This is a genomic window from Xenorhabdus khoisanae (assembly GCF_001037465.1).
GTDB classification, from domain to species: Bacteria; Pseudomonadota; Gammaproteobacteria; order Enterobacterales; family Enterobacteriaceae; genus Xenorhabdus; species Xenorhabdus khoisanae.
Genome location: NZ_LFCV01000210.1, coordinates 1 through 5,630 on the forward strand (window position 1 = coordinate 1; position 5,630 = coordinate 5,630).

The 5,630-nt window shown below is 39.3% G+C and carries 5 protein-coding genes and 1 pseudogene; 2 read left to right on the top strand and 4 right to left on the bottom strand.

Annotated elements, in window-relative coordinates; all coding sequences use genetic code 11:
• Positions 1-261: 261 nt before the first annotated feature.
• Together gorA and AB204_RS20180 are read right to left on the bottom strand one after the other, a co-directional pair.
• Positions 262-1,614 (bottom strand): glutathione-disulfide reductase, encoded by a 1,353-nt coding sequence (gorA, locus tag AB204_RS20175; RefSeq protein WP_047965172.1) that lies wholly within the window; start codon positions 1,612-1,614, stop codon positions 262-264.
• Positions 1,615-1,764: 150 nt separating this feature from the next.
• On the bottom strand, positions 1,765-2,607 hold the full coding sequence (locus AB204_RS20180; protein WP_047965173.1) for a 23S rRNA (adenine(2030)-N(6))-methyltransferase RlmJ: 843 nt from the start codon (positions 2,605-2,607) through the stop codon (positions 1,765-1,767).
• A gap of 369 nt (positions 2,608-2,976) precedes the next feature.
• Between AB204_RS20180 and AB204_RS20185 the strand changes: the two genes are divergently transcribed.
• A complete protein-coding gene (locus AB204_RS20185) occupies positions 2,977-3,771 on the top strand; it encodes a hypothetical protein (protein WP_047965174.1) in 795 nt (264 codons plus the stop codon).
• Between the two features lie 44 nt (positions 3,772-3,815).
• Here the strand turns inward: AB204_RS20185 and AB204_RS22145 are convergent.
• Positions 3,816-4,498: pseudogene (locus AB204_RS22145) on the bottom strand (IS1 family transposase).
• A 157-nt stretch (positions 4,499-4,655) separates the two neighbouring features.
• Here AB204_RS22145 and AB204_RS20190 point away from each other — a divergent pair.
• Positions 4,656-5,021, top strand: a complete 366-nt coding sequence (locus AB204_RS20190) for a DUF1090 family protein (RefSeq protein ID WP_047965175.1) — start codon at positions 4,656-4,658, stop codon at positions 5,019-5,021.
• Positions 5,022-5,077: 56 nt separating this feature from the next.
• On the opposite strand, the gene AB204_RS20195 is transcribed toward AB204_RS20190, so the two are convergent.
• A partial coding sequence (locus AB204_RS20195; RefSeq protein ID WP_235428157.1) for a hypothetical protein occupies positions 5,078-5,630 on the bottom strand: 553 nt, incomplete at its 5' end.

A 5,630-nucleotide genomic window follows, 5' to 3' on the forward strand; every position in this document is an offset into this window, starting at 1 on the left:
GAATAATATAAATCTGAGCTGATATAACCGTCTTTCAAGTTGCCACTTCGTTGGCGTGGCGTAATCTTGAAATACATTGGTTATAGATATGCCCATTATTTTTAATATTAGCTAACGTTTCATCAATATTTAATAAACAACTCTCCTCTTTTAAAGTAACCTCGAATATCAAATCACATAACCAACTATTTCCCATAAAAAAAGCCAGAACAATTCTGACCTTTTTCAGTAATAATTGGAGATTATTCTTACATCACCCCATTATCGCATGGTAACAAACTCTTCCGCCGCGGTCGGATGGATAGCAACCGTATTATCAAAATCCTTTTTCGTTGCTCCCATTTTCAGCGCGACTGCAAAGCCTTGCAGGATCTCATCCATACCAAAACCGATGCCATGGATACCCACAATCCGCTCATCTTTACCCATACACACTAACTTCATGCGGCATGGTTGGCGGTGTTGCGTCACAGCCGTATACATTGCGGTAAAGGACGATGTATAAACCTTAACCTGATCGTCACCATACTGCGCCTTTGCCTGCGGCTCCGTCAAACCCACAACGCCGATTGGCGGGTGACTGAATACCACCGTCGGCACATTGGTGTAATCCAAATGCTCTTCCGATTTGTTATTAAACAGACGTTCGGATAAACGACGCCCTGCCGCAATCGCGACGGGTGTCAATTCTATCGCGCCAGTGTTATCGCCAACGGCATAAATGCCATTGATATTGGTATTCTGATATTTATCGACTTGGATATAACCTTTCTCATTCAACTCAACACCTGTTGCAGCCAGATTCAGATTATCCGTCATCGGTTCACGCCCAATCGCCCAAATCAACGTATCAACCGTCTGCTCTCTGCCATCCTCTAACTGAACGGTCAGGCTGCCATCACTGTTTTTAATCACGGACTTTAATATTGCATCCGTATGCAGTGTCGGCCCCTCATTTTTGATGACTTCCAGCAAGGTATCCACAATCATAGGGTCGAAAGAGCGCAGCGGGGCATGTTTACGAACAAACAGATGGGTTTCACTGCCCAGTGCATTCAAAACACCCGCGATTTCTACCGCAATATAACCAGCGCCCACCACAGCAACACGCTTCGGCATCTCATCCAGCTCGAAGAAACCATCTGAATCAATACCGTATTCCGCACCGGGAATATTTGGACGCATTGGACGACCACCCGTTGCAATCAGGATATGGTCAGCCGTAATTTTTTCACCATTAATTTCAACAGAGTGCGCATCGACAAAACGAGCAAAACCTTGAATGACATCTACCTTATTGTTGCCCAATACACGCTCATATGACTGATGAATGCGATCAATATAGGCAGTGCGGCTGGCAATCAGTTTTTTCCAATCAAAATGATTAACGGTGGTATCAAAACCATAGTCGGGGCCATATTGATGAATAGATTCGGCAATTTGCGCAGCATGCCACATCACTTTCTTCGGCACACAACCCACATTAACACATGTTCCACCTAATGCTTTTGCTTCAATCAGGGCACATTTCTGCCCATACATGGCTGCACGGTTAATGGAAGCAATACCGCCACTGCCGCCACCAATTGCAATATAATCGTAATGTTTACTCATCTTAGGTCACTTCCGTCTAATCAATTAAGTTACTGCTAAGTTCAACCTGACGCCTATTATTACAAAAAGTTATCACTGACTGTGGACGATTCTCGCTTTCACTGCCATAGGCCACGGCTATTGAGTCATAACGCCACGTTGAACTTTCCCTTATTCAGGTACGATCCACTCCACTAAGGTGTGTCCTGTACCTCCAGGAACCAATACCTGATGCAGCCACGGCAATATTGCCTTCATCTGCTGTTCTAATTTCCACGGTGGGTTAATGACAATCATGCCTGAGGCCGTCATACCACGTTGATCACTGTCAGGACGCACACCAAGTTCAATTTGTAAAATCTTGCGGATACCTGTCGCTTCCAGATCCTTCACTAAGCGTTTAATCTGCTGGCGCAGTACAACGGGATACCACAGCGCATAAGTACCTGTAGCAAAGCGCTTATACCCTTCCTGAATGCCATAAACGACATTTTTATAATCCGATTTCAGTTCATAAGGCGGGTCAATCAGCACAAAGCCACGACGGCTTCTTGGTGGCAATTTTGATTTTAACTGTTGAAAACCATCTTCCCTCTGGACACGGGTACGACTGTCACGGGAAAATTCTGTGCGTAACAAAGGAAAATCACTGGGATGCAATTCACTCAGATTAAGCTCATCATATCCACGCAATAAATGACGGGCAATCAACGGAGAACCTGGATAATAGCGTAGCGAACCATTTGGGTTCAGTGCCTTCACTGCCTTAATGTAAGCCGACAATTCCTCAGGAATATCATCACGCTGCCAAATACGGGCAATACCTTCCAGATACTCCCCTGTACGCTCGGCATGTTCTCCACTCAATTGATAACGGCCTGCGCCCGCGTGCGTATCCAGATACAGGAAAGGTTTTTCTTTTGTTTTAAGTGACTCAATGATAAGGCTTTGCACTGTGTGCTTAAGCACATCAGCATGGTTGCCGGCATGGAAGCTGTGACGATAACTTAACATTAATTTATTTCCAGTTGATTTTTAATAAGTTTTAGTTGAACACAAGGCGAATAAATCACTTTATTACCCCACGAATTACCCCACAAGTCATTGCACGAGCACTAAAACACAATAAAGCATAGTAACAAAGTACATGCTGCCATAGCATCTTAAAAAGAGTAAATGTAGGCTAAAGAGGGTGAAGTGTGGGGAAACGGATTACCCCACGGAGATGAAATGAGCTCAGAGTGCTAATCAATGGGTTTAATACGTGACCAAATTCTGTTTTTGAATCAATCTAATGGTTATACTTGAATAAGCACTATTATTCATTCTATTATGCTGAATTAAAAATAAATTTCGATTTAATCTGATAAATTTGGGATAACTATGCGATTCACTCATGATAAAAAAATCAGGAAATCAATAATTAAAATTTTTACGGCTATTGAACAAGTTACTCTACTCAAAAGTTTTGCATTAGTAAAAAATGAAACATCCGATGATTTTACTGCTTGGATAAAATGGCTGGCTTATGAAAATATGGAGTCAGTAAAAAGATCCACTCTATTTTTTATTATAATCGCCATTGCATTATATATAATGTCCGCCAAAGCTAATTGGTTAAATTATCTTTTCTTTATCTATTTAGTCATCTCCTTTTTGAGAATATTAGATAAAGCCAAAAACATCGGTTATAGCTATACCATCGGGATAAAACTGTTTTTTTTCGCACTCACCAACAGAATATTTTTTGAACCTCATTCAGAAAATAACTCCAGCAAACCGATACAGAAAAAAAGAACAAAAATCTATATCGATAAAAACCCGAAACTCAGGCAATTGATTATAAAAACATTCACACTTAAAGAACAACTCGCTTTAATTAGGATTTTCTCTTTTGAAAGAGAAATAACTGACGGAAATTTCCTTGATTGGATAATTAAAACATCCGATGATTCTTTTTCATCATCAAGAATGATGCTAATTTGTATTTTTATGATTTTTATAATAACCATAATACAACAACCTGACGCAATATATTATATCTCTCTTACTTTTTTGATAGTTATGCTCCCCATTAGCATGTTAGCTCCTGTAATTTCAAATCACTGCCTTACAGGTTATAAATTCATCACCTGCATCAAATTATCTTATTTTCAAATCAAGATAAAAACACTTTAAATTATAGGCCATTTTTACGGTCACGCCTCCAATAGTTAGATCCCTTAGCAAAGGTAGTATTCCTGTTCGATGAAAGTCCCTATGACTTTGTCGTGCATCTCTTCCGATTTTGGAATAACCCAGCGTTTTTCGGTTCAGTCTTTTTAAACGTGTACGAAGTGTCAGGTTGGTTCTTTCTATACGTTGGGTGTAATACTTTCCAACAATATGTTTTTCTTTAGGAAGTATTCTGTACGTTGCAAAATTATCCGTACAGTAAAACCGAACATTAAAAGGAGATAATAATTCAAGCAATTGACGTAATGTGTTTATGCTGCGATCACCAAAAACATGCGCCACAATTCGCTTTAAACGAGGCTCCCAAGCATACCTGAGCCAGCGTTGATTTTCTTGTTACCGATAAACGATCATTGTTCATCCAGTTTGCATAGGATTTGGATTTCATTTCCCTCAAGAGGAAGACAGGTTACATTTGTTGGTTTGAGTTTTTTAATGTGCGAATGACGGTGTTAATGCGAACCTTTAGGACTCGAGCTGTATCCCGAACGCCGGAGTTATTCATCGCCATATCAACGATCTGCTCTTTCACTCCAGGATTGCAGGCTTGATAGGTGTACTTCAGTTGAAAGGTTTTACAGCAGGCATAACAGTGATAACAGGGGTGTCCGCAACGGCCTTTTCCACGCCCTTTAACATCGTCCGTTTTGTAACAATAACGACAAACCACAAAACCACATCAACTTTAGCCATATCTCACCGATAAAAATGGGGGAAGTTTATCACGATATCTAATTATTGGAGGCATGACCTGAATTTTCAGGATCAAATCGAGATCAGAGTATAAAATTTCGAATAAACGCTCTCAATAACCTTGGGAATAATTCATGATGTCGAAAACATTGATCATATTTGCGTTGATTGTTTTCTGTATGAGTGTTGCCTATGCAACCCCAAATAAAGCAGGATGTGAGATAAAAAGGCAAACATTAGAAAAGCAGCTTCAGTATGCTCAGGCAGATAAAGACGAGCGCTTGATAAAAGGACTAACTCGGACCTTAGAAAATATAAAATCCATGTGTGCTTTGGAAAAAAGCCTAAAAGATAAAATGAATAAATCAGAAGCGGTAAAAGATAATTTGGCTGATAACACTGCGCCATTAAAGCGGAAAAAAAACAAAAAACCACCCCGCAAATCCACTAAAAACAGCAAAATAAAAACAGGAAAAAAAGTGCAGGCCAAACAGAAATAACAGACCTGCACCTAATCTTATAACTTTGCTCATTTTACTCAAGAAGCCGGATAAAATTACGTATCCCTTCCCCTAACTTGCTGCGCATTAGAAGGAGAAATCTTGTAGTAAACTTTATCACTCACAAATGGCTTATGTTCAATTTCTACTGAAAGAATGGAATTATTTTTCGAGACAGCATAGTGACTAAAATAATCTCCTTTTCTTTCAACTGGATAATGAAAATTAGGCTTGATAAACTTTTTCTTGTAAGATTCATCCGAAGGACGATACTCATCTGAATAAACTACCTTTTTATTTCTGACAAAGATAATTTTATAAAAAAGACTGGCTTTCTCATTAAATGTCGCACCGATAATATTCTCAATATCCTCAGGCTTCATACCTTTATCAATGATATACATTTTATCCCAGTCAAAAGGGATTATTTTGTTGATATCAATCAAACAGGCGGTGTTCTTCTGACAATGTTTATCAGCGTAACCAATAATCCCCAATCGACTGTTATTAAAAGATAAAAATAAAATGGCAATTCCCAATATTAAAGTAAATACGATAATCTTATTTTTGTTGACGACATGGAAAAACATAATTCCCCCCTTCATAATC